Genomic DNA, 23,381 nt, shown 5'->3' on the forward strand with positions numbered 1-23,381 from the left:
ACCGGGGCCGGGCACGGAACCACGACCCGCGGGGTTGACCCAGACCGTGCCCGGCACCGGTGCCCCCGGGCCGAAAGCGGTGCTGGAACAGCCCTCCCCGGGTCGCACGACAAGCCATACTCTCGGGCGACGCAACATCGCCCTGGTGCAGGGCACCGAGCTAAACCCCCGACCCGAACCGACAAGCTCCATAGGTGCGGCCCCCCACCCGCCGCTCGCAGAGCCTCGCGGCGACCTCTCCCCGTAGGAACGGGGCGAGGTGGGGCGCACCGTTCTTCTCTCAAGTCCCGGTCTTCATTCCGCGTTCCACACTCCGCGCTCCGCACTGGCTCCGATGCCCCGTTCCCACGGGGAGAGGTCGCGGCGCTCCGCCGCGGGTGAGGGGGTGCTGCGATGCCCGGAACACGGTAGCGCGACGCGCCGTGTCGGCCGCGTCACTTCGCGACCGGCAGCACGGCGATGGACCCGGTTTCGCTGATGAAGATCAGGTGGCCGGTGCGGTTGTCCTCGAACACCTCGATGCCGTACTTGGTCGCGCCGTCGAACCCCTTCACCCCGCCCTTGCGGGCCGCGAGGGCCATCGCCCCCTTCCAGGTTACGCCCTTGGCGTCGGTCTTGAACGACGCCGGCTTCGGGGCGACCGCGACGTACCCGGCCTCGGTCAGGTACAGGAACTGGTTGTCCGCGTTCGCGTCCGAGAACACCTCGACCCCGACCCGCTTGGTCTTGTCGGTGAAGTCCGGCTCGCGCGCCCCGCGGACCTTCAGCACCAGGCCGTACTCGGTCCTGGGCGGCGCGATCTTGTTCGGGTCCGGGTGGGCGGACGGCGCGCTGGCGGAGGCGATCGCCCCGATGTCGGTGATGTAGATCAGCCCGCCGGTGTTCTCGTCCTTGAACACCTCCAGGCCGACCCGCTTGGCGTTCTCGAACCCGGTCTGGTCCGGGGCGCGGACCTTGGGCTCCAGGGCGTGGTGCCACTTCGGCCCCTTGTCCTTCACCAGCGTCGCCTGGAGCGGGGCGAACGCGATGGACGCCGTCTCGCACACATACAGCAGGTGCTTCGCCCCGTTGTCGCGGAACAACTCGACGCCGAACTTCTTGGTCTTCGAGCTGAAGTTCGCCTCGCCGGCCTTGCGGACCGACATGTCGTGGGCCGTCAGCCAGTCGCACGTCTTCTTCTCGCCGAGCGACGCCTTGCGGATGACCGAGATCGCGCCGGTCTCGCTGATGGCGACGATCGCCGGAACCGCCTCGTCCTGGACCTCGAACACCTCGTAGCCGACCTTGTTCGCCTTGACCCAGTCGGTCTCGCCGCCGGGACGTACCCGCAAGTCGTGACCGTAAAGGAACTTCGGCGGCCCGGCCACCTTCTCGGCGGTCTTGTCCGTCTTGTCCTTCTGGGCGACGGCCGGACCCATCGTACCGAACAGGGACACGAAGCCGACCGTCAGGGCGCACAGCCCGACGGCGATCCGCTTTCGCATGGGAACCTCTGGGAGACTCGGTGGTAGCGGCCGACGGCCGCGATCATAACAGAGTCCGACGACGTCAGGCGACTTTGCTAACAGCATAGGTCGTAATCCGCGAACTGTTTAGCGCGAAGTGGCCGGGGTTTCGGGTTTGCCGGTCGTGCGGGGTGTTACGAACGGACCCCCCCGCGGCCGCCCGGACGCACAACACGGGCGGCACGCCCCGCCCTGCGTCGGGTGCCCTTTGGCGTGGGGCGAGCGGGAGACGTGAGTCCCCGGTGTGTGAGGATCGCGGTTCCACCGGGGGACTCACGCCCCCGCTCGCCAACCAAGACGCCCAAATCCACAGGGACACCCCCCCGCGCCGACTTGAGCCAAACTCACTTGACCGGGTTTCGGAGCGTGGCTATGAGCCCGTCGCTTTCTCACACACTCTCGACGCGGGGGCTCACGGCCCCGGCCGGTGTGCGCTTCCGCTGTCCGCAGCGGGGGTACGCACCGTGCCGGCCGCCGGGCGGACGCGACCGGTCGGCATCGGGGGATGTCGGCTGATGCTTGCGGTCGGGCTTCGGGCGAAGGGGAAGGAGGCCACGTGTACCAGGCAAGGAAATGGGGTTGGAAGCAGTACGCTGCCAACCTGTTGTTGGCTCCGGTGCTCGGGATCGGCGGCTGGACCGGCGTCGCGCACGGCCAGTTCGGTCCGTCCACCAAGTCGCCGCTCACCGGCGGCGCGCCGGCGGCCGGCATGAGTTCGGCGGCCAAAAAGGACCCGCCCCGGCCCGCGAAGCCGGGGGGCGACTACCAGAACATGCTCAAGGACGGGCGCAAGGCGCTGGCCGCCGGCCAGTTCGACCGCGCCCAGGACCTGGCCCGCGCGGCCGAGGCCAACAACCCGACCGGCAAGTGGGGCCTGTTCGAGGACACCCCGAACTCGCTGCTCAAGGACGTGCAGGCGGCCGTCGTTAAGGCCCAGAAGGCCCAGTCGGAGTCGATGACCGACGAGGCCAAGAAGCTCCTCGCCCAGCCGACCAAGAGCGAGACCGAGCGGGCCGCGAACCTGGACCGCGCGCTCCAGTTGGCCCAGCGGGCCGACCAGCTCCACGGCCCGTACTCGGCCTGGGAGTTCGGCGACCGGCCCGACAAGCTCGTCAAGGACATCACCGCGGCCCGCGGCAAGCTGAAGGGGCCGGCGATGCCCGGCACGACCGGCACCGCGGTCGCCTCCAAGGGGCCGAACACCTCCCCGGTGGTGCCGGCGAGCGGCACCAAGCCGGCCACCGGGTCGAGCGTGACCCCGGCCGGCGGCGTCGCCGCCCGGGCGCCGGCGATGCCCGCCACGTCGAGCACCGCCGAGGCCAAGAAGACGGCCGCGACGAAGCTGATGGCCGAGGGCCGCAAACTCGCCGACCAGGGCCAGTTCGCCGCCGCCCGCGCCAAGTACGCCGAGGCCGACAAGCTCGGCGCGACGTTCGGCCGCGGCGAGCCGACCCCCGGCTTCGCGCTCCAGGAACTGAACACCCGCGCCGCCAAGTCCATCGACGGCCTCGTCTCCGAGGCCAAGGTCCAGATGGGCAAGGGCGACTTCGCGAAGGCGGACGCGGCCCTGACCGGGGCCGGGGACGTCGCCGCGACGCTCGGCATGTTCCCGAACGGGGTGAAGGAGGCCAAGGCGCAGCTCTGGACCGCGTCGGCCGGCAAGTTCGGCACCGCGACCCCGGGCCTGATGGCCGCGGGCGGCCCCGAGACGCTGGTCCCGGTCGCCCCGACCGGCCCCGCGGCCCCGGTCGCGCCGGCGGCCCCGACCGCCCCGGTCGCGACCGCTACTCCGATGGGGCCGACCGCCCCGGTGGCCCCGCTGACGCCCGCCGCGCCGGTCGCGTCGGCGAGCACCCCGGGCACGGCGACCGTCGGCAAGCCGGCCCCGGCCGGCACCGCGATCAGCGGCCGCGCGCTGCTGCTCCAGGCCGAGACCGAGTACAAGGCCAACGACCTCGACCTCGCCGCGAAGCTCGCGCTCCAGGCGTACAACCTGGGCGGCGTGAAGGACGAGGCCAGCGCCCTGCTGAACTCGATCGACGCCGAGCGGCTCACCCAGAAGACCCTGGGCGCGGTCCGGTCGTTCGAGGCGGCCCAGGCGTCGATGAAGAACAAGGACTACAGCCACGCGATGGGCGTGCTGGTCCTGATCGACCCGAACCTGCTGCCCGCGGGGTCGAAGACCAAGCACGCGGAGCTGCTCGCCGAGTGCCGCGCCGCCACCGAGAAGCCGGCCGCCGGCGTGGCCACCGCGGGCGGCACGCAGGAGCCGGTCGCGCCGGGGACGAGTGAAGTGCCTCCGACCAGCGCGCTGCCCCCGGGCGCGGCGCAGGTGACCGGCGAGAAGCCGGGCGGGGCCGACAGCTACTCGAACCAGGTCGAGTCCCTCAAGCGGGTCCAGGTCCAGAAGCTCCGGGCCGACGGGCTCAAGGTCCAGTCCGACGCGCTGGCCGCGTTCGGCCGCGGCGAGACCGACCTCGCCGTGCAGATGCTCACCGACTACGCGAACCGGGTCCGGGCCTCGGGCCTCGAGGCGTCGAGCGTGGCCATGCTGCTCCGGCCCATCGACAGCCGGCTCGACATGTTCAAGGTGATGAAGGGCCAGACGGACGCGATCACCCGGGTGAACAAGGAGTCGCGGGACGCGAAGGCGATCATCACCGAGCGCGGGCTGGCCGAGGACCAGCGCCGCAGCGAGGTGGCCGCGAGCTTCAAGAAGTACCACGAGCTGGTGAAGGTCGGCAAGTACGCCGAGGCCGAGAAGGTCGCCATGCAGGCCAAGGCGCTGGACCCGGACAACCCGGCCGTCGGCGCGCTGGTGACCATGGCCAAGACCCAGAAGCGGGTGCAGGAGCAGGAGCAGCTCAAGAGCGACAAGGAGCGGATGGTGTACGGCGGGCTCACCGACGCCGAGAAGCCCGGCGCGTTCGTGAGCGTCGAGAACCCGATCTCGATCCAGCTCGACTCGTACCGCCGGTCCCGCGGCCGCGGCACCCTCGACAACGCCCACATCCGCACCCGGTCCCCGGCCGAGTACGACATCGAGCTGAAGCTCGACAAGCCGATCCCGATCGAGATCAACCAGACCCCGCTCGACCGCGCCATCGACCACCTGCGGGACGTCACCGGGCTCCCGATCTCGATCGACACGAACGCGATCGCGGCCGAGGGGATCAACCTCTCGACGCCGATCACCGAGAAGCTGACCCCGGTCGCCACCCGGCACATCCTGACCATCGTGCTGGAGAAGGCCGGCCTGAGCTACGTCGTCGAGAACGACGTGGTGAAGGTGACCACGACGAAGAAGGCCAAGGGCCGGCTGTTCACCAAGGTGTTCTCGGTCGCCGACCTGGTCACCCCGGTGCCGAACTTCGCGCTGCCCGACTACGCGAACTTCGACCTGATGCTGAAGAAGAACGCCTTCAACAGCGGCAACGTCCAGATCGGCCAGAACGGCGGCACCCCGCAGAACCCGCAGAACGGCCTGAACGGTGGCGTGATGACGGGCAGCGCGATGCCGGGGGCGTCGGCCTCGTCGCCCGGCATCGGGTCGGGGAACTTCGGCGGCGCGGGCCAGATCCAGTCGAGCGGCGGCAGCGGCCAGAACCCGCTGGCCGGGTCCGCGTCGCTGGCCGGCGACCGGAACACGAAGCACGAGCAGCTCATCAAGCTCATCACGGGCATGGTGCGGCCGTACTCGTGGGACGGCATGGGCGGCCCCGGGCGGATCGAGTACTTCGACATCGGCAGCGCCCTGGTCGTGAACCAGGTGGCCGACGTGATCCAGGAGGTGGCCGACCTGCTGGAGGCGCTGCGGCGGCTCCAGGACCTGGCGATCGCCGTCGAGATCCGGATCGTGTCGCTGTCCGAGACGTGGTACGAGCGGCTCGGGGTCGACTTCTCGATGAACATCAAGACGCACAACTCGAGCTTCGAGCCGGCCCTGACGCAGGTGGACCCGAACACCGGTTCGACCGGCGTGTTCCGCCCGAGCCCGTACATCAACGACAACAACTTCAAGGGCGCGACCATCGGCCTGACCCCGGCCGGGTCGTTCACCGGCGACCTCGACGTGCCGATCCGCCCGAACACGTTCAACCGGGCCATCCCGCCGTTCGGGGGCTACCCGAACACGCCCGGCGACAACGGCGGCATCGCGTTCGGCCTGGCGTTCCTCAACGACATCCAGGTGTTCATGTTCATGGAGGCCGCCCAGGGCGACCGCCGGGTGAACGTGATGCAGGCCCCGAAGCTCACCCTGTTCAACGGCCAGACCGCGACCCTGGCGGTGACCAACACCTCGTTCTTCGTGACGAACGTGTCGGTCATCTCGGTGAACGGGCAGCTCGTGTTCAGCCCGACCAACACCCCGCTGGCCGGCCCGGACACGAACTTCAACATCGGCATCCAGGCCGTGGTGTCGGCCGACCGCCGGTTCGTCCGGCTCAACCTGCCGGTGAACCTCGCGGCCCAGACCGGGGCGACGGTGCCGCTGTTCCCGATCACCACGTTCATCACGCCGGTGTTCGAGGGCGGCAGCCAGGGCATCCCGATCCCGTTCACGCAGTTCCTGCAGCAGCCGTCGTTCACGAGCCTCAACATCCAGACCACCGTGGTGTGCCCGGACGGCGGCACGGTGCTCCTGGGCGGCCTGAAGACCCTTCAGGAGGGGCGGAACGAGTTCGGCCCGCCGGTGCTGAGCAAGATCCCGTACCTGAACCGCCTGTTCAAGAACGTGGGCATCGGTCGCGAGACCACCCACATCATGATCATGGTGACGCCGCGCATCATCATCAACTCGGAGGAAGAGATCTTCCAGACCGAGGGCCGGCCGCCGATCGGCCAGTGACGCTGTGACCGTGTGACGAGAGCCGACGGCCCGCGGGGAGCGCCCCGCGGGCCGCTTCGTTTGATGAGGGCCGCGGGTTCGCGACTACAATCTCCTGACGCACCCACCCACGGCGGCCCACCCATGAAAGCCGAAGTCCTCTCGATCGGCAGCGAGATTACCAGCGGCCAGAACCTCGACACGAACTGCCAGTGGCTCAGCCGCCGGCTCGCGGAGATCGGCGTGTCGGTCGGGTTCCACACCACCGTGGCCGACGACCTCGCCGACAACGTCGCCGTGTTCCGCACCGCGTGCGAGCGGGCCGACCTCGTCGTCAGCACCGGCGGCCTCGGGCCGACGCAGGACGACCTCACCCGCGAGGTGATCGCCGCCGTCGCCGGGGTGCCGCTCGAAGAGGACCCCGCGTCGCTGGCGCACATCAAGGAGATGTTCGCCAAGCGGGGCCGCGTGATGCCCGACCGCAACCACGTTCAGGCTCTTCTCCCGAAGGGTGCGGAGGCGATCTACAACGTGTGTGGCACGGCCCCCGGCGTGTGGGCGAAGGTCGGCCGGGCCACCGTGGTCGCTATGCCGGGCGTGCCGAGTGAGATGTTCCGCATGTACCTCGAACAGGTGCAGCCGCGGCTGTTGAAGGAGGGGCTCGGCGGCGGCGTGATGGTGCAGCGGAAGATCAACACGTTCGGAACCGGCGAGTCGGCGGTCGAAGCGAAGCTCCTCGACATCACCCGCCGCGACCACGTCCCCGAGGTCGGCATCACGGTGAGCGACGCGGTGGTCTCGCTCCGCATCCTCTCGCGCGCCGCGTCTCCAGCGGAAGCGCAATCGCAGATCGCCCCGGTCGAGGCGCTCATCCGGGATCGCCTCGGCGAGCTGGTGTTCGGCGTCGAGGACGAGGAGCTTCACGACGTGGTCGTGCGGTTGCTCAACGAGAAGAAGCAGACGCTCGCGACGGCCGAGAGCCTCACGGGCGGGCTGGTCGCGCACCGCGTGTGCCTCGTGCCCGGCGCGAGCGACTACTTCCGCGGCGGGGCGGTGACGTACACCGACGACATCAAGCACCGCGAGTTGGGCGTGCCGGCAGAGTTGTTGGAGCGGTTCGGGGCGGTGAGTGAACCGGTGGCGCGTGCGATGGCCGAGGGCCTGCGGGCGAAGTTCGGCACCGACCTGGGCGTGGCGACGACCGGCTTCGCGGGGCCGGGCGGCGGCACCGACACCGACCCGGTCGGCACCGCCTACGTCGCGCTCGCGCACAAGTCCGGCACAGAAGTAACCCGCTGGGGCTGGCTCGGCACCCGCTACGAGATCATGAGCCGCACCGCGAAGCTCGCGCTGAACATGGTTCGCCTGCGGCTGATGAAGGATTGATCGCGGTGCGCGCCGCCATCACACCCACCGCACGTCCTTGAACCACGCGACGGCGTCGGCGATCGACTCGCGGGCGGGACGCGGCGTGATGCCGAGTTCTGCGAGGCTGCGGGTGGCGTCGAAGTGCATGCGGCGGCGCGTGAGCTTCACCCCGGTCACGGTCGCCGCGGGGATCGTGCCCGTGAACACGTCGGCGGCGAACTCGCTGACGTAGGCCGCGGCCAACGCCACGGGGTAGGGCACCCGCCACTTCGGTTCGGGCAGGCCGGTGAGCCCCGCGAGGCAGCCGAACACCGTCCGGATCGACCAGTTCTCGGCCCCCAGCAAGTAGCGCACGCCGGTGCGGCCGCGTTCGAGTGCTGCCACCATTCCCGCGGCGATGTCGCGAACGTCCATCAGGTTCAGGTCGCCGTCGAGGTACGCCGAGCGCTTCCCGAGGCAGAAGTCGAGCATCATCTGGGTCGGCGGCGAGCGGCCCCAGTCCCCGGGACCGATCGGCAGCGTCGGGTTCACGACGACCACCGGCGCGCCGCCGCGGGCGAGGTGGAACGCGAACCGCTCGGCCCGGAACTTCGACCGGCAGTACAGGCCGATCACGTCGCGCGCCGGCACGTCCTGGTCCTCGGCGATTGAGGAAGTCTGCCGCGACCGCGTGAGGATGCTCTCGGTGCTGGTGTGCAGCACGCGCCGCGCGCCGGCTTCGAGCGCCGCCGTCAACACGTTCACGGTGCCGAGGTAGTTGACGCGGTGGAAGTCGGCGCGGCGACGGGTCCAGAGTTGCGGGTTCGCCGCGAGGTGGTACACGACCCCCGCCCCCCGCAGCGCGCCCCGCACGGCGTCCGCGTCGCGGATGTCGGCGGGTACGACATCGATGCTCCCGAGCGGCAGGTGATCGAGCCGCGCGCCGGGGCGGTCCACGACCCGCACGCGCTCGCCGCGCCCGACGAGTAACCGCACGAGGTGCGAGCCGATGAACCCGGCCCCGCCGGTGACGACCGTGACACCCGCCATTCAACGCCCCGGGGGGAAGAGTGCGATCCGCAGACTGACACAGATTCCAAGACGAAGAGATTTATCCGCAGATTACGCAGATGGACGCAGATTTGAAGACAGAAGAGGATTGATCACAGAGGGAAAACCGAACACCGAGGGAAGGCAGAGTTTGGAAACAACGGGCTCTTCCGGCTCTCGATTTCACTCTGCGGCTCTGTGGCTAATACTCTGCTGTCTTCAGATCTGCGTCCATCTGCGCAATCTGCGGATAAATCTGTCTTCTGTCTTGCGCACTATGCCGCCTTCTTGTCGTACAGGTCGAGCCGCGGGTTGCCGGTGAGCGCCGCGAGCGCCTGGCGGATCTGGTCGAAGCCGGTGCGGAGCAGGAAGCTCGTGTCGCTCGCCTTCGCGCCGAGCACGACGTAGTTCGGGTCGCTCGCGCCGAGTGTCGCGTCGGGCCGGTAGCCGATGTTCGCGATGACGCGCTCGACCTCCCACGACACGGGCTTGCCGTTCGAGCGGCCGGCGATGCGGAACCCCTTGTCGGGGCCGTGCGAGGTGACCTCGTCGAGCACGGTCTGCGGGTGGAACTCCAGGTTGCCGTCGCACCGCGTCGCGAGCGAGTTCGCCCTCACCGCGAGGCGGTCGCGCTCCTTGTACGGGTCGGTCGCGACCCGCGGGAGCGGTTGCCCGCGAGCGCCGCGCGTGATCCAGAACACCCACGTCGCGTGGTGCTCTTCGGCCAGGGTCGCCAGGGCGCAGATGCTCGTTGCGGCCGAGTACCCGTCGCCGATCAGCGCGACGCTGCGGCCGGCGTAGTGGTCCTTACGGTCGCCGAGCACGTCCTCGACGCCGAACGCGATGTGCGGCCGGGCGGCGAGTTCGCCCACCGCCGGGATGCCCGCGTCGCCGAGCCACCGCGGGGTGCCGAACGTGCCGGTGCAGTCGAGCACGGCGTCGGCGGTGTCGATCCGCTCGGCCCCGTTCGCGGCGCGCACGAGCAACCGGAACCCGCGGGCGGCCCGGCCGACGTGAAGCACCGTGTGTTCGAGGTGGAGGCTTTCGAGGAGCAGTTCCGACTCGCCGATGGGGACGAGGTAGGCGTCGCGGAACTCGCGCCCGGTGATGGTGTCGCCGGGGGCGGGGAGCGAGCGGCTCCCCTTCTCGCGGAGCAGCGTCTTCAGGCCGAGCGACGTGGCGTTCATCCCGAACGGGGTGAACATGCGGACGTGGCCCCAGCGCCGCACGTGGTCCGCGATCGCGCCGCGGTCGTACACGGCGACCGCGAGCCCGGCGCTCTTCGCGTAGAGCGCGGCCTCCAGCCCGATCGGCCCGGCCCCGAGCACGGCCACCTTCTGCGGCGCGGCCTTCGACATCCGTGTCTCCTGCCAATTTGCCAACCCGAGCGCAAGCGGGGGACCACAACACCCGATCCGCTATCCGTTCACTTCCAACCGCTGGTCCTCGGGCGTGTTCGTGAAGGCGACGTGGAGCGTGGTGCGTGAGTCGCTTCCGACACAAACCTCGCCGGTGCCGCCGTAGGGGGAAACCGAGTTCGGCCGGTGCTCGTTGCACAGCACCGCGACCCGAGCCAGCACCGCACGGAAGGCCGATCTCGGCAGCGGCACCTCGACCGTGCTGCTCGCACCGCCCGCGGCACGCACCAGGCACGTCCCGTCACGAAAGGTCAGGGAGAGCGGCTGTTCGCGGCCGAGTTCCAGCAGGTCGTCCACGAGCCCGACAACGGCCCTCGGGGTGGGCGCGAACGCGAGCCGGACACGCTCTTCGAAAGTGGCCGTCGTTTCAATCATGTCACGCTCCGAACCTGTGCGGACTTCGCCAATTCTGGCCACACCGCCGCGAGTTCTTCGAGTCCCGCTCCGGGGTCGAACTGGATCAAGCCCTGACTGAGCGGGAACCACTCCGTCGCCGCGCTCAAGACGATTTGATCGGGCACGTCAACAACCAGAATAACCGGCCCGCCCTCGTTGGGGAACTCTCGCGCCTTGCCGCGTGCGTACTCCTCGGGCGTGCCGAAGTGGAACGGGCCGGCTTCGAGGTTCATCGAGAAGCCGTCCTCAAGTGCCAGCCCGCCCGGTTCCCGGAAGCTCGGGTCGGGTCCGAGCGCGAGTATCTGTTCGGCGCGGCGTCTGGTTGTCCCGTGCAACAAGATCATGGTGCGGTCGGGTGTCTCGCAGTCGCAAGCCGTCACGTCGTCAGGTCATCACGTCAAGACCGGTGGCCGCGACTTGATGACCTGACGACGTGACGACTTGCGACATTACACGGAAGCGGGTTCCGTGTTCAACCCGACCCCGGTGCGCGAGCGCAGCGACTCGGTTGTGGTGTCGAGCCACGGTGCGGCCGGCAAGCCGTAGGGCCGGAACTTCTCGGGCCGGTCCTGGTCCTCGACGAGGAACAGCGCCCGATTACGACCCAGCCGAGAAGCCGCCGGCGTATCCATGAGCGTGCTCGAATCGGTCGGGCTCATCTGGAATAACACCCGCATGCCGAACTCGCGGAGCTGCGGGCGGTCGAACGCGCGGTTGAGGTTCGTCAGCGAGTCGCACCACACGATCAGGTGAACGCCGACCGGCGGGCCGTCGCGCAGGAGCGCCGCGAAGCGCTCCGAGGGCGTCGGTTCGCGGTCGGCGCCGCGGCGGCCGAAGCTGTAGTCGTCCTCGGCCTTCCGCAGCTCGCGGAACCGGTGGACGCCGAACACGAGCAGGAACCGCGGCGTGCGGTCGCTCGACTCGCCCTTGTGCCGGCGGTCCATCTCGGTCGCGAGGTCCGCGATGGCGGCCGGCAACCCCGACCGCGGCGGCGCGACCACGCCCGGCACCTTCCCGGAGAGTTGCGTGAGGTAGTCGGCGTCGGCCGCGTCGTCGGGCGTGCCGTCGAGAATGGTGAACGCCTTCTCGCTCGTTCCGAGTTGCGCCGCCAGCCCGACGACCGCCGACGCGAACAGCCCGCGGCCCGCGTCCTCGTTCTGACCGATGACCAGCAGGTTCGCGCCGCCGACCGGGCGGAACGCGGCCGCCGTTGGCTCCTTGATCGCGACCGGCTCGCCGATCCACGCGAGCGGCACCTTCGCGGGTGTTGTGGCGCTCAGGGCGCGAGTGAGGGCGTGGTTGTTCGCCGGGTCGGCGCTGGTGTTGCCGGCGAACACGAGCGGCGGGGGCCAGCGGTCGCCGCCGCGGTCGCGGAGGTCGGCCAGCACCGCCTCGCGCTTCTCCTCCGCGAGCCACACCACCTGGAACGGGTCGTTCCCCTCGACGAGGCCGTTCTGATCGTTGTAGATCGCCTCGCCGGGCCGCGACAGCAGCCGCGCCGCCGAGTTGTCCTTGCTCAGAATCAATTGCGCATCGGCGTCGGAGCACTGGAGCGCGACCCGCACGGCCATCTGGTCGATCGTGCTTCGGGCGAGCGAGTACGCGCCGCCGAGGGTCTGCGAGCCGAGCACGACGTGCATCCCGAACGCGCGGCCCTGCCGCACGAGCCGGTCGAGCAGGAGCGCGGCCTCCTGCGCGACCTTGTCGTCCTCGGTGAAGAACGCCTGGAACTCGTCGACGATGAGCAGGATGCGGGGCGTCTTCTCCTCGGGGTGCGCGGCGCGATACCCCGCGAGGTCGTTCGTCCCGCTGTCGCGGAACTTCTCGCCGCGCTCGCGGAGGATCACGTCGAGCCGCTGGAGCACGCTGAGCCCGAACTCGCGCTCGCTCTGGATCGCCACGACGCGGGCGTGCGGCAGCCGGTACGTCGCGTACCACTGGAACTCGACGCCCTCCTTGAAGTCGATGAGGTACAACTCGGCCTCGTCCGGGCTGTACGTCAGCGCGAGGTTCGTGATGAGCGCGTGCAGGAGCGTGGACTTACCGGAGCCGGTCTTGCCGGCGACGAGCGCGTGCTGGGCGGTGCCGCGGCCGAGCGCGAACGACTGCTTCCGGGTCGCACCCGCGCGGCCGACGGGCACGTCGAACCCCCGCGAGGCGTCGCCGGTCCACTCCTCGCCGGGCTTCGGCGCGATGTACGCGAACGGCACCTCGACGCGGGCCGCGGCCTTGCTCGCCCTGCCGACCCGCTGAACGATCTGCGCGACGGCACTCGTGTTGGGCGGCGGGTCGAGCACGAGCGGGAACGTGGCCAGCACCGGGTCCTTCGGGGCGAACGCGCCCTCCTTCCACGTCAGCGTCAGGCTCGCGGCCTCGACGTCGTGGATGTTGAAGTCGCGGGGCATCGCCATGCGGGTGTCGGCGCTCACGAGGGTGCAGACCCCGCACGACGGGCCGCTCTGCACGATGCTGATGAGCCGCTTGGCCGCGTCCGGGGTGAACCCGGCGGGGAAGTTCGCGATCACCAGCACCCGGTACGGCTCGGCCACCTCGCCGGCGGCCCGGTTGTAGTCCTCGATCGACTTGTACTGGTTCCGCAGGTACTTCTGGATCACGCTCGCGATGTGGTCGGTCAGGTCCACGAGCCGCTGCTCGATCTGCACCGGCTCGGTCCAGATCTGCGACGTGACGAGCTTCTCGTCGTGGTCCGCGAGGTGCATGAACGCGGCGAAGTTGTCGCCCAGGCCGACCGGGTCGATGATCGTGAACCGCACCTTCCCCGGGGGCAGCCCGGTGAGGAACCGGAGCATCATCGCCTGGAGCGCGCCGACGGCGACCGCCCGGCCCTCGTCGCGGGCGCGGAGCAGGACGGAACAGCGGTCGGGGAACGGGAGGAACGCCGGCACCGGGGCCGACAGCTCGGCCGGGGGCGCGAGCTTCGGGTCGGCGGAGACGCCGTCGGGCACCTTCGCCAGGTCCGCGAGCCAGTCCCCGCACCGCACGCCCTGCGGCACCCGCGTCGCGAGCGGGTGGCCGGGGCTCGCGACCTCGTCCCACGCGGGGAACAGGTCCTGCCCCTCGGCGCGGAGCGCGACGAACTCCGCGGCGACCTCGCCGGCCGCCCGCTCCCACGCGGTTGCGGCGGCCCGCCACGCCGTATCTCGCGCAACAGTTGCGGCCGCGGTGCGCTCGGCGTGCGCCGCGTCGATCTGCGACAGTTCCCTCTCGAACCGCGCCTCGGCGGCCGCCCGGGTCGCGCGGTAGCCGTCGTTCTCCGCCTTCGTGGCAGCCGCGCGGGCGGCTTCGAGCGCCGCCGTCTTCGCCTCGTACTGGGTGCTCGCGCGCTCCGTCTCGGTCTCGAACTGCTTCTTCTGCGAGGCGAACGACGGCTGGAAGTGCTCGTCGGTCTCCTTCCGCTTGCGGGCGTGGCGGTCGGCGAGCCGGGCGCGCTCGGCGACGTACTCTTTTGAAGCGAAGTCGTTTAACAGGCGGACCGCTCGCTCGGCGACGGCCAGCGCCTCACCCACCCCCGTGCCGACCCGCAGCGTCGCCTTCTTGCCCGCCGACCGCACAGCGAGCCACAGGCCGACGCCGACCACGAGCGCGACGCCGCCCGTCACGCCGGCCGCGGTGGCCGGGTCGAGCGCCGCGAACGACGCCGCACCGAGCGCCGCGCCAACGAGCAGACCCGCGAGCAGCCCGCGGACCCCGCACCACGGCGCGAGTTTCAGCGCCGCGAGCCGGTCGTTCGCGGCCTCGGCCTCGTCGGCGGCCCGGTTCATGCGGGTGATGGCGTCGTCGTCCGACGGGTCGGGGAGGTCGCCGTGGTACTCGATCGCGGCGCGCGTGACGCCGGCGCGGCCGAGCAGCGGCTCGGCGGCGGCCCAGATGTCGCTCACCCGCTCGGCCCCGGCCGCGGCCTTCCGCTGGAGCGCCTCGTGGACGTCCTTGGCGGCCTTCTCACCGGCCTCCAGGATCGAGTCGTAGTGCCACAGCTTGTCCTCGTACTCCTTGCGGCCCTTCTCCTCGGCGGTCGCGAACTTCGCGGCGCGCGCCGAACGGCCCTCGGCGAGCACCCGGTCGGCCGCGAGTTGCTCCTTCTCGTGCTTCTCGGTGATCCCGGCCATCGTCGCGGCGTGGCTCGAATCGAGGCGGCCGAGTTCGGCGTCGCGGGCGGCCACGGTCGCCTTGCGGTCACGCGCGGCCTCGCGATCGGCCTTGTCGGTGGCGGCGTCGAACGCCGCCTTGAGCTCGGCCTCGCTCGCGGACCGGGCGCGGACCGCCTCGGTGAGTTTCGCGACGGCGGCGCGTTCCCGGTCGAAGAAGTTCTCGGGCATGGGTCTCGGTCCCGCGTGGGGGTGGCCGGCCGGGCCGCCGGTGGGTGAGTGGGACAGGAACGCCGGGGAGCGGAGGAAGTCGTCGAGCGCGGCGGCGACCCCCGCCGCGGTCTGGTAGCGGTTCTCGGGCCTGCGGGCGAGCATCTTGGCGACCACCGCGTCGAGGGCCGGTGGCACGTCGGGCCGCCGCGCCCGCACCGACGGCGGGGGCTCCGTGCGGGCCTGGGCGATCTTCTCGGCGAACGTTTCCCCGGGGCACGGGACCTCGCCGGTCAACAGGAAGTACAGCGTGGCCCCGAGGCTGAACACGTCGGACCTCGCGTCCACCGTTCGCGCGTCGGTGGCCTGCTCGGGCGACGCGAAGTCGGGCGTGCCGACGAACCGCGGCTGGTCGGCGTCGGTCGCGCCGCGGTCCGTTGCGGCGACGCGGGCGAGGCCCAGGTCGAGCACCTTCACCACCCGGTGCCGCAGCGGGGGCGGCGGGTCGGCCAGCGGGCTCGGCGTCACCATCAGGTTCGCCGGCTTGACGTCGCGGTGGATCAAGCCCCGCTCGTGGGCGTGGTGCAACCCGGCGGCCGCCTGGCGGGCGTAGGTCGCGGCGTCGGCGACCGGGAGCGGGCCGCCGCGGCGCACGAGCCGCTGCATGTCGACCCCGTCGACGTACTCCATTGCGAGGTACGGGAACGGCCCGTCGAGCTCGGTGTGGTACACCGTCACGACGTTCGGGTGGCTCATGCTCGCGGTGGCCGCGGCCTCGCGGGCGAACAGCTCGCGGTTCCCGTCGGCGTTGAGCGCGTGCGGGTTGATCGCCTTGAGCGCGACGACCCGGTTGAGCGCGACCTGCCGGGCCTTGTACACGATGCCCATGCCGCCGCGGCTCAGCTCCTCGATCAGCTCGAACCCGGGGACCGTGCGGTCGGGGGGGAGCAGCGCCCCGGACTCGGCGGCCGTCCGGGCCTGATCGTCGGGCGACTGGAACACGGTCCGCTGGTCCTCGGGGTGGTCGGGCACGGGCTCCGCCTCGGCGGGTGGGTGATGGGTCCGGGCACTCATCCTACCCGGCCTCAGAACCCGGTGAACTCGCATTCCTGGCGGACCTGGACGAACAGCGTGGCGAGCTGGTCGATGGCCCGCAGCGCGTCGGACACGGCGCGGTCGAGTTCGTCCACGACCCTCTCGCCGTGCTCGCGGCGGACCCCGTCGTCCCAGTCGGTGAGAACGGCCTCCCACCGGGCGCGGGCGGTCTTCTGGGCGTCGTAGATCTGGCTGCGGGTGGAACCGAACCTCATGACACGCTCGGGGAAATTCGAAGTACGAAGCACGAGATCCGAAACAGTACAGAGACGCGGTCGGGCTCGTCTCTGATTGACCTTGCCTGGTGGGGCAGACATTCGTGTCCGCCACCAGCCGCGTCCGGAGGCAGACACGAATGTCTGCCCCACCAGAGAAGACGCCGGCAGCGTTACCCCGTTCCCTTGTCTTCGTTCGGATTTCGTGCTTCGGATTTCGGACTTCCTCCCGCCGCGGGTGCCGGGGCGTAGTCGGGCCGCAGGCCGGCGTAGGCGTCGAGCGAGCCGATCCGGCGGGCGAGGTCGGCGAGCGCCTTCGGCAGCGCGCCCTCGACGAGGTTCGCGAGCCGCCGGCCGGGGCCGCCGTACTGCTCGTCGATGAGCTTCGGGAGCCGCTGGAGCCACTGCCGGCACTTCGCCACCTGCTCCTCGGCGTGTTCGAGCCGGGCCTTGGCGACGCGCAGGTTCTTCTCCTGCACGGTGCAGTCGGGCTCGCGGCCGTCCCAGTTAGGGAACTTCCGCTGCGACAGCTCGGCCTTCGAACGGGTGACCTCGTCCTCGCAGTCGCGGATCGCCCGCTGCCACCGCGCCAGTTGCTCGGCGACCCAGTCCTGGGCGCGGCGGAGTTCGAGGTTCACCCCCGCGAGCGCCTCGCCGAGCGTGTCGCCGTAGGTGGCCAGCGCGGCGTGCCACTCGCGGATCGTGTCGATCGAACGGACGTCGGCTTCCATGGCTTCAGGTGGTGGGTGTTTGTCGCCGCGGAGCGGCGACCGATGGTAGCCAGGGGTGCGGCCCGCTTCGGGCAAACCCCTGGCCCCCGGCGCGGTGCGGACCGCCCCGGGGTTCTGTCGCCCCTCTGGGGCTGCGTGATTGTTACGCCGGGGACCAGGGGTCGCGCTCGCGGACTCGCTCCACCCCTGGCTACCATCGGTCGCCGCTCCGCGGCTGCGAGCCCTTCCGCACTCACCAGCCCTACCGCTGCGACAGGTACTCTTCGACCCGCTCGGCCTTGCGGAGCAGGAACGGGATGTGCTCGCCGGACACGTCGAGGAACCGCTCGATGACCTGCATGGTGGTCTCGAACTCCTGGCGGAACCGGTCGTGCTCCTGGTCCCGCCACGAGTCGCCGAGGCCGACGAGTTGGCCGTGGAGCCCGGCGATGCCGGCCTGTAGGTCGGCGTTGAACCGCTTCAAGTTGGCCGCGAACCGCCGGATCTCGGCGGGGTCTACGATCGCCTGCGACATGACCGGCGCTCCGGAACCCGTGACGTGAGCCGCACTGAGGGAACCCCGGAATTATACCCGGACGGGTACGCGGCCGTTGGCGCGATTGGCCGCACCCCGGCGAATTTACTCGCCTTCTTCATCGGCGGGCTCGCGCTTCGGGCGCACCATCGGGTACGGGCTGGTCTTGGGGAGCGGGGCGCTCGCCGGGTCGCCGGCGTCGTTGGCAATGTCTTCCGAGTCGCCCTCGCCCTCGGGCGCTTCGGCGCTCTCCTCGCCCTCGGCGCCGTCCTCGTCGTCGTGGAACTGCCGGGCGCGCAGCTTCGCGAGGGGGACGGCCTTGGTCGCCGGGAGCGGGTCCGGTTCGAGCCGCTCGACGGTCATCGGGTCGTCCGGGTCGTCGGACACGGTGAGCGCGAACGTTTGCTGGCACTTCGGGCACTTCGGCTTGAAGTGGCCGGGCTTCACGCCCTTCGGGTTGAGCGATGCGCCGCAGTACGGGCACGCGATGCTCATGACGGCCCTCGGATCGGGGAGGTATCTGAGACCCGTTGTTGCGGGAGCTTGAATTATACCAGACCGGCCCGACCGCGCCACAGCAGAGCGAACCGCTAGTCGGACCGCGGCGCCCGCGGCCCGCGAAAGATCGGCTGGGATTGTCGTTGCCGCCCCGTCCGGCCTCGTTTACGCTCGTCTCTGCTGCCACCACTCCCCACCCTTCGCTCGCTGCCGCCATGAATTCGTTCAACCGCCGTGCGTTCCTCGGAACCACCCTCGGGGGCGCCGCCGCCCTGTCCGTCGGCCGCGCCGCCGCCGCTCCGGAACTCGCCCCGGCCCCGCGGAAGCTCGACGACACCCCGACCAACCTCGGCCCGCAGGACACGCTGTTCCTGACGTACTCGGGCGACCCGACGACGACGGTCACCGTCCAGTGGATCGGGCCGGGCATCGCCGCCCCCGCGTTCGTCCGGCACGTCACCCGCACCGGCACGGTGTGGACGCAGACGCCGACGACCACGCGGCCGTTCCCGAAGACGATCCTGCGGGTCCACCGGGCCGAGCTCACCGGCCTGACCCCCGGCACCGAGTACCTGTTGCAGGTCGGGACGCTCCCGCAGGTCCACCGGTTCCGCACGATGCCGGCGAGGGCGACGGACACGTTCACGTTCGTCTCGGGCGGGGACTGCGGGGTGAACGCCCACGCGGTCGCGAACAACGTCCTCGCGGCCAAGCAGGAGCCGTACTTCGCGTTCATCGGCGGCGACCTCGGGTACGACAACGGCGCGTCGGCCTCGGCCGCCCTGGGGTTCGTCCGCAACTACGCGAAGCACATGGTCGACCCGAAGGGCCGGCTCATCCCGCTCGTGACGTGCCTGGGCAACCACGAGGTGAAGGGCGGGTACAAGGGGAAGCGCGAGGACGCGACGTTCTTCTTCCCGCTGTTCGACGGGCTGTACAAGGACACGAGCTACGCGGCGCTCGACTTCGGCGACTACCTGAGCCTGGTGCTGCTCGACACCGGGCACGTGTCGCCGATCAAGGGCGAGCAGACCGACTGGCTGGAGACGACGCTCCGGCAGCGGGCCGAGCGGCCGCACCTGATCGCGGCCAACCACGTCCCGGCGTACCCGTCGTTCCGGCCCGCGAAGGTCACGGTCCCGGGAGCGGGGATCCTCGATATCTTCAAGATCCCGGCCAGCGCCGGGACCGGCGAGGACAACCGCAAGTTCTGGTGCCCGCTGTTCGAGCGGCACGGCGTCGACGCGGTGCTGGAGCACCACGACCACACGTTCAAGCGGACCTTCCCGCTGACGGACGGGGTGCGGAACAAGTACGGGGTGCCGTACCTGGGCGACGGGTCGTGGGGCCAGTTGCGCGCCCCGGCACCGGCGGAGAAGCGGGCGTACCTGGCGAGCGTCGGCAAGGCGTACCACTTCACGGTCCACAAGCTCGAAGGGGACCAGCGGTTCCACGTCGCGCTCGAGGAGAACGGCCGGATCGCCGACGTGTACGGCACCACCGGCAAGCGCCCGGCCAAGCGGGGGTGAGGTTCAGACGTCCGCCGGTCGCGACGCACCGGGACCAGGGGTTTGCCCGCACAGCGGGCCGCACCCCTGGCTACATTCGGTCGCCCCTCCGGGGCTGCGATCCGGACCCTCCTCGGGTGATTTGTGTTTGGAGCCGCGGATGCGGCGACCGAGGGTAGCCAGGGGTGCGGCGAGCGCAGCGAGCAAACCCCTGGTCCGGAGCGCTCGCCCTACCCCCGTCGCCCGCCTATCATTTCCCCGACGCTGCCGCGTCCCAGGACCACCCCGCCATGCGACACCTTTCGCGCGCCCTCGTTACCGTCCTCGCCCTCATGCTGACGGCCGCCCCGGCCCCCGCGGTCATCAAGAAGCTCACGCACCTCGACGAGGTGCTCGAGTCCCAGAAGTTCATCTTCGTCGCCGCCGTCGAGAAGGTGGACCCGGACAAGCCGTCGGTGGTGCTGACGGTCGAGAAGAAGCTCAAGGGCGAGCCCCCGTTCGAGCGCATTCCCATCAACATGACCGGCGACGACGACGCGAAGAAGGCCGGCGACACCAAGACCGTCCTCGACCGCCTCGACCCGAGCCGCAAGGTCGTCGTCTTCGCCGTGAAGCAGAACGGGTTGTACGAGGCGATGGCGTTCGTCGAGGGCTCGTGGTTCTCGCTGCAAGGAACCCCGGACCCCGAGACGAAGACCGTGCGGTGGGCGTTCCTGCACGGCGAGCCGTTCCTGCGCCGCACCTACAAGGGCACGACGGCCGAGATGGTGAAGGTGATCGAGGACGGGCTCGCGAAGAAGGCCAAGCCGCCGATGGCCGACGAGAACGAGAAGCCCGGGTTCGGGCCACCTGTGACGAAGAAGTGCGGTGGGCCGGACTCGGAATCCGAGGGATCGAGAGGGGGAGAAGGGGAGTTCGGGAGACGGGGAGAGGAAGACAGAGCGTGCGCCGGGGTTCTCGCTCCGTGTCTCCCAATCTCCGTGTCTCCCCCTCTTGAACCAACCGGCACCGGAGGCGGCCCACTGGCGCTCTTCGGGGTGATCCCCTCCGTCGTGCTGCTCGGGCCGCTCGCGCTGGTGGCGGCGCTGTTCCCCGGCGTGTTCGCCCGCATGGCGATCGGCATGAAGCGGTGGCGGGCGTTCCTCGCCGTCGCCAGCATCAACAGCACGCTCGCGCTCGTGTACTGGCTCGCGCAGGAGCACCTCCCGAGCGGCCGCGCGTTCGGGCTCAAGGCGTTCACGCTGTACCTCACCACGATCTCCGCGGTCGGGCTCCTCTGGGCCGGGCGGCGCTACCGGCGCATGGCGGCCGAGGACGCGAGCCTCACGAACGTGCCGGGCCGCACCGAGATCGGCTCGCTCGCCGGCTTGACCGCGTTCGCGGCGCTGTCGGCCGTGGGCGTCGCGTGGTTCGCGAACTGGCAGTGGGCGACGAACCTCGAACTCCCGCTGCGGGAGTTTACGTTCATCGGCGTCGCGATGCTCGTCGCGACCCTCTACGCGGGCTACCGCTACCTCACCCGGGGCGTCGACGCGACCGCTGACAGGCGGCTGTCACTCTCCGGCGAGTCGGTCGGGCTGGCGACGCTGGTGCTGTGCGGGTTCACGACGCTGATCGCCGGCGGCACGAGTGGAGTCGCCGTCAGCACCGAGACCGGCGACGCCGAGGCGATCGGCCCGCGGCTCGTCTCTTCGCGTGCGATCGAGTTGTACGAGATCGACGACGGCTCGAAAGATCCGGTGCCCGCGGAGGTGCTGTCGGGGGTGGTCGTGTCCGGCGGCCGCCTGTTCATGGGCCTGCGAAACACCGGCTTCCCCGGCGGCCGGCTCGTGTGCGTGAACCCCGAGACGGGCGAGGTCGTGTGGTCGTTCCGCGAGAAGCTGAAACCGGTGTTCTGCACGCCGACCGTCGCCGACGGCAAGCTGTACTGCGGGGAGGGGCTCCACGAGGACAAGGAGTGCCGGCTGTTCGGCGTGAACGCGGCCGATGGGAAGCCGGCGTGGGCCGAGCCGATCCGGACCGGCAGCCACACCGAGGGGTCGCCCGCGGTCGCGAGCGGCAAGCTGTTCTTCCCCGCGGGCGACGACGGCCTCATCGCCGTGGACGCGACAACCGGCACCCAGCGACTCTGGCAACTGAAGGGCGGCAAGGACGCGGGCATTCACATCGACGCGGCCCCGGCGGTCAGCGGGAACCGCGTCTTCGTCGGCAGCGGGCTGTACTCGTTCGTCGCCGTCGGGCTCGACACCGAGACCGGCAAGGAGCTGTGGCGCACCGATCTGAAGCTGCGGTCGTTCGCCGCACCCATCGTGCTCGGCAAGGCCGTGTTCTACGGCGTCGGCACCGGCAACATGGCGCACGATGTCGAGCACTACCCCGAGGAGGGCGAGAAGAAGGACGGCGCCGTGGCAGGTGCGGTCGTCACGCTCGACACCGAGACCGGCAAGGAACTGTGGCGGTTCGAGTTGCCGAAGGCGGTCCACGTCGCGCTCGCGGGGGACGCGTTCAGCGTGTACGCGGCGTCGCGCGACGGCAGCGTGTACGCCATCGACCGCAGGACCGGCAAGCTCCGGTGGAAGACCGGCCTCGGCAGTGCGATCATGGCTCCGCCGGCGGTCGCGGCGAGCGGCGGGGTGCCGGTGGCGGTCTACGCGGTCGGCCGCGAGGGGCTGCTGGCGTGCCTGAACCCGCACACCGGCAAGGTGGTGTGGCAGAAGCAACTCCCGGGCTACCACTGGAGCGGCAAGGACGAGGACGGCATCCTGAGCGGGCCGACCGTGCTGACGACCGCGACGCCGACCGGCAGCAAGCGGACGGTGTACGTCGGCGGGATGACGGTGGACCCGAACAACCCCGCGAAGAAGACCGCCGCCGTGTTCCGCTTCGACGACGAGGTCGGCGGGGAGTGACGGCTTCGGTGCGGTGATCCCCTCGCGTGGCTGCCCCTCACCCGCGGCGAGTCCTCGAGTCGCGGGTGAGGGGGAACCACCGATACCACGCGCCGGTGGCGTTGCGCACCCCCACGCCGCCCGCCGGCGGCGCTGCTATATTGTTCCGGTCGCCCCGGCGCGGTGCCGGGCGCGTCACGCCGTCCCGTCGAAGGCGCGGCCGCACGCAGCCGGCCGGGTCCGCCTTCCGACGCCACGCACCACCCCGTTGAACGAATCAGGAGACCGCGAATGTCCGACCAACCGACGCAGCAGCCCCAGCCGCCGGCCGGTGCCCAGCAGATCCAGGTGCCGATCGACGCGACCGAGATGGAGAACGTCTACGCGAACTACTTCCGCGTGACGCCGACGCTCGACGAGGTGCTGCTCGACCTGGGCATGCACGCGCAGTTGATGGGGCCGAGCGGCCCGGAGCCGGTCCACCTGTCGCACCGGCTGATCCTGAACTTCGTGACCGCGAAGAAGCTGGCCGAGGTGCTGCGGCTGGTCATCAGCCGGCACGAGCAGGCGTTCGGGGTGATCGAGGTGGACCCGAACCGCCGCCTCCGCACCAACCAGCCCCGCCCGGCGTGACCCCGCGGGTGCCGCCGATGCATTGGGACGGGTGCCCTGGCGAACCCCGATCGCCAGTTTTGAAGTTGCGCTTTCGGTCGGGGATTGCGGGGGGAGGCAAAAAGAACGAGACTCCTCTCGGTCGGATCGGTGAGGCCGCGAAGCGGCCGAGTTATCACCAACCGAGAAGGAGTCCCGGCCATGATTGTGCCGCAAGCCTTGCCGGGCATCAAGACGTTTCTCAAGCCCGCCGCCTTGAACCACCGCTCACACGACCTGGTCGTCCGGTGTGTTGCGGCCTTCTGCTTGCACTTGGGGCGGATGAGCGCCGTCCAGGCCTCCGTTGCGGTCCGATCCGAGCCACGACAGCGAGCGCAGATCTGTCGATTCCTCACACGCAAGCACCCAGGGCAGGCGCACTACTTGGCCCCGATTTCCTGTAGCACCTTGAGCATGTAAT

General features: G+C 70.4%; 16 protein-coding genes. 5 read left to right on the plus strand and 11 right to left on the minus strand.

The window, feature by feature from the left end:
- Window positions 1-434: 434 nt before the first annotated feature.
- Window positions 435-1,484, minus strand: a complete 1,050-nt coding sequence (locus tag ACTIGN_RS03340) for a hypothetical protein (protein ID WP_439621302.1) — start codon at window positions 1,482-1,484, stop codon at window positions 435-437.
- 577 nt (window positions 1,485-2,061) lie between these two features.
- On the opposite strand from ACTIGN_RS03340, the gene ACTIGN_RS03345 reads away from it, so the two are divergent.
- Together ACTIGN_RS03345 and ACTIGN_RS03350 are read left to right on the plus strand one after the other, a co-directional pair.
- The gene (locus ACTIGN_RS03345; protein ID WP_439621303.1) at window positions 2,062-6,354 is read left to right on the plus strand and encodes a type II secretion system protein GspD; all 4,293 of its coding nucleotides are present in this window, start codon (window positions 2,062-2,064) and stop codon (window positions 6,352-6,354) included.
- Between the two features lie 123 nt (window positions 6,355-6,477).
- Window positions 6,478-7,719: a competence/damage-inducible protein A gene (locus ACTIGN_RS03350; protein ID WP_439621305.1), complete on the plus strand. Its 1,242-nt coding sequence runs from the start codon at window positions 6,478-6,480 to the stop codon at window positions 7,717-7,719.
- A gap of 18 nt (window positions 7,720-7,737) precedes the next feature.
- On the opposite strand, the gene ACTIGN_RS03355 is transcribed toward ACTIGN_RS03350, so the two are convergent.
- From ACTIGN_RS03355 to ACTIGN_RS03395, 9 genes are all read right to left on the minus strand, one after another.
- Window positions 7,738-8,730, minus strand: coding sequence for an NAD-dependent epimerase/dehydratase family protein (locus tag ACTIGN_RS03355; RefSeq protein WP_439621307.1), 993 nt, complete (start codon window positions 8,728-8,730; stop codon window positions 7,738-7,740).
- A gap of 275 nt (window positions 8,731-9,005) precedes the next feature.
- The gene (locus ACTIGN_RS03360; RefSeq protein ID WP_439621309.1) at window positions 9,006-10,088 is read right to left on the minus strand and encodes an NAD(P)-binding domain-containing protein; all 1,083 of its coding nucleotides are present in this window, start codon (window positions 10,086-10,088) and stop codon (window positions 9,006-9,008) included.
- A gap of 60 nt (window positions 10,089-10,148) precedes the next feature.
- Window positions 10,149-10,523, minus strand: coding sequence for a hypothetical protein (locus tag ACTIGN_RS03365; protein ID WP_439621310.1), 375 nt, complete (start codon window positions 10,521-10,523; stop codon window positions 10,149-10,151).
- Window positions 10,520-10,888, minus strand: coding sequence for a hypothetical protein (locus ACTIGN_RS03370; protein ID WP_439621312.1), 369 nt, complete (start codon window positions 10,886-10,888; stop codon window positions 10,520-10,522). Before ACTIGN_RS03370 ends, ACTIGN_RS03365 begins: the two co-directional genes overlap by 4 nt.
- 105 nt (window positions 10,889-10,993) lie before the next feature.
- Window positions 10,994-15,892: a protein kinase domain-containing protein gene (locus ACTIGN_RS03375; protein WP_439621313.1), complete on the minus strand. Its 4,899-nt coding sequence runs from the start codon at window positions 15,890-15,892 to the stop codon at window positions 10,994-10,996.
- Window positions 15,893-15,945: 53 nt separating this feature from the next.
- Window positions 15,946-16,170: a hypothetical protein gene (locus ACTIGN_RS03380; protein WP_439621315.1), complete on the minus strand. Its 225-nt coding sequence runs from the start codon at window positions 16,168-16,170 to the stop codon at window positions 15,946-15,948.
- Window positions 16,171-16,343: 173 nt separating this feature from the next.
- Window positions 16,344-16,901, minus strand: coding sequence for a hypothetical protein (locus tag ACTIGN_RS03385; RefSeq protein WP_439621317.1), 558 nt, complete (start codon window positions 16,899-16,901; stop codon window positions 16,344-16,346).
- A 241-nt stretch (window positions 16,902-17,142) separates the two neighbouring features.
- Window positions 17,143-17,415 carry a WXG100 family type VII secretion target gene (locus ACTIGN_RS03390; RefSeq protein ID WP_144946425.1) on the minus strand — a complete coding sequence of 91 codons (273 nt, stop codon included), beginning with the start codon at window positions 17,413-17,415 and terminating at the stop codon, window positions 17,143-17,145.
- A gap of 105 nt (window positions 17,416-17,520) precedes the next feature.
- Window positions 17,521-17,910, minus strand: coding sequence for a hypothetical protein (locus tag ACTIGN_RS03395; protein WP_439621319.1), 390 nt, complete (start codon window positions 17,908-17,910; stop codon window positions 17,521-17,523).
- A 218-nt stretch (window positions 17,911-18,128) separates the two neighbouring features.
- Here ACTIGN_RS03395 and ACTIGN_RS03400 point away from each other — a divergent pair, with 218 nt between their 5' ends.
- The 3 genes from ACTIGN_RS03400 to ACTIGN_RS03410 all read left to right on the plus strand — a co-directional run bounded on the left by ACTIGN_RS03400 (window position 18,129) and on the right by ACTIGN_RS03410 (window position 22,942).
- Entirely contained in the window at window positions 18,129-19,442 is a 1,314-nt protein-coding gene (locus ACTIGN_RS03400) for a fibronectin type III domain-containing protein (RefSeq protein WP_439621321.1), read from the plus strand.
- A 269-nt stretch (window positions 19,443-19,711) separates the two neighbouring features.
- Window positions 19,712-22,330: an outer membrane protein assembly factor BamB family protein gene (locus ACTIGN_RS03405; RefSeq protein WP_439621323.1), complete on the plus strand. Its 2,619-nt coding sequence runs from the start codon at window positions 19,712-19,714 to the stop codon at window positions 22,328-22,330.
- 270 nt (window positions 22,331-22,600) lie between these two features.
- Entirely contained in the window at window positions 22,601-22,942 is a 342-nt protein-coding gene (locus tag ACTIGN_RS03410; protein WP_439621325.1) for a DUF3467 domain-containing protein, read from the plus strand.
- A gap of 246 nt (window positions 22,943-23,188) precedes the next feature.
- Here ACTIGN_RS03410 and ACTIGN_RS03415 read toward each other — a convergent pair.
- On the minus strand, window positions 23,189-23,381 hold a 193-nt coding region (locus ACTIGN_RS03415; RefSeq protein ID WP_439621327.1), incomplete at its 5' end, for a hypothetical protein.

Origin of the sequence: Gemmata sp. (assembly GCF_051859125.1) — a bacterium.
In the GTDB taxonomy this organism is placed as follows: domain Bacteria; phylum Planctomycetota; class Planctomycetia; order Gemmatales; family Gemmataceae; genus Gemmata.

Coding starts and splice junctions, on each gene's coding strand:
- ACTIGN_RS03360 (WP_439621309.1), bottom strand. CDS start 10,088: ATGTCGAAGGCCGCGCCGCAGAAGGTGGCCGTGCTCGGGGCCGGGCCG.
- ACTIGN_RS03395 (WP_439621319.1), bottom strand. CDS start 17,910: ATGAGCATCGCGTGCCCGTACTGCGGCGCATCGCTCAACCCGAAGGGC.
- ACTIGN_RS03390 (WP_144946425.1), bottom strand. CDS start 17,415: ATGTCGCAGGCGATCGTAGACCCCGCCGAGATCCGGCGGTTCGCGGCC.
- ACTIGN_RS03350 (WP_439621305.1), top strand. CDS start 6,478: ATGAAAGCCGAAGTCCTCTCGATCGGCAGCGAGATTACCAGCGGCCAG.
- ACTIGN_RS03410 (WP_439621325.1), top strand. CDS start 22,601: ATGTCCGACCAACCGACGCAGCAGCCCCAGCCGCCGGCCGGTGCCCAG.
- ACTIGN_RS03365 (WP_439621310.1), bottom strand. CDS start 10,523: ATGATTGAAACGACGGCCACTTTCGAAGAGCGTGTCCGGCTCGCGTTC.
- ACTIGN_RS03400 (WP_439621321.1), top strand. CDS start 18,129: ATGAATTCGTTCAACCGCCGTGCGTTCCTCGGAACCACCCTCGGGGGC.
- ACTIGN_RS03370 (WP_439621312.1), bottom strand. CDS start 10,888: ATGATCTTGTTGCACGGGACAACCAGACGCCGCGCCGAACAGATACTC.
- ACTIGN_RS03355 (WP_439621307.1), bottom strand. CDS start 8,730: ATGGCGGGTGTCACGGTCGTCACCGGCGGGGCCGGGTTCATCGGCTCG.
- ACTIGN_RS03405 (WP_439621323.1), top strand. CDS start 19,712: ATGCGACACCTTTCGCGCGCCCTCGTTACCGTCCTCGCCCTCATGCTG.
- ACTIGN_RS03380 (WP_439621315.1), bottom strand. CDS start 16,170: ATGAGGTTCGGTTCCACCCGCAGCCAGATCTACGACGCCCAGAAGACC.
- ACTIGN_RS03385 (WP_439621317.1), bottom strand. CDS start 16,901: ATGGAAGCCGACGTCCGTTCGATCGACACGATCCGCGAGTGGCACGCC.
- ACTIGN_RS03340 (WP_439621302.1), bottom strand. CDS start 1,484: ATGCGAAAGCGGATCGCCGTCGGGCTGTGCGCCCTGACGGTCGGCTTC.